General features: G+C 46.4%; 2 protein-coding genes. Both read left to right on the top strand.

Translation table 11 applies throughout. The features are described 5' to 3' along the window. A partial coding sequence (locus tag A3739_RS28700; protein WP_231877039.1) for a hypothetical protein occupies positions 1–261 on the top strand: 261 nt, incomplete at its 5' end. After that, on the top strand, positions 249–539 hold a 291-nt coding region (locus A3739_RS07705), incomplete at its 3' end, for a hypothetical protein (protein WP_197472168.1). The genes A3739_RS28700 and A3739_RS07705, both read left to right, overlap by 13 nt.

Here is a 539-nt window from a genome sequence, read left to right as displayed (position 1 = left end):
ATCGGTTTAACCGGAAGTTCGGGAGCTTTGCGATTATGGACACGCTTTATGTCATCGGTTCCACAATATCCTTTGGCAACTCCTAAACCTTCGGATATTGATGTGCTGTGGTTTGATCAAGATAGTTGGAACCAAACGCATGCTGAATGTGATAATGCGCAACCTCTTCCCATCTGGGGAGATGCGCAAAAATTTGAGTGGCAAGCATGTCAGAAGCGAACGGGGGGAATAAAATCTTGGTTAAGATCATGGCTACAGTAAAAGCAGCACTCGTCTTTCTTGCTTGTTTGTTTATTTGGGCGTGTTCTTCTGCACCAACGCACACACTCGTTGCGAAGCAAGAGTCTGCCCATTCTCCAGCAAAAGATCAGCGTTACACGACTAAGCAACCCAACATACCTAGTGCCGTTTATGCATTGATTGATCAAGCGCAACAAGCGCGTGAGCAAGATCAGATGGGCGGGGCGTTGTCGCTGTTAGAACGAGCACAACGCTTAGCGCCAAATTTTAGTGTGGTTTATTTAGAGTTAGGACATACC

It is taken from the genome of Oleiphilus sp. HI0067 (assembly GCF_001635735.1).
The sequence above is the reverse complement of the archived record's forward strand: the minus strand, read 5'-3'. Positions and strand labels throughout refer to the sequence as shown.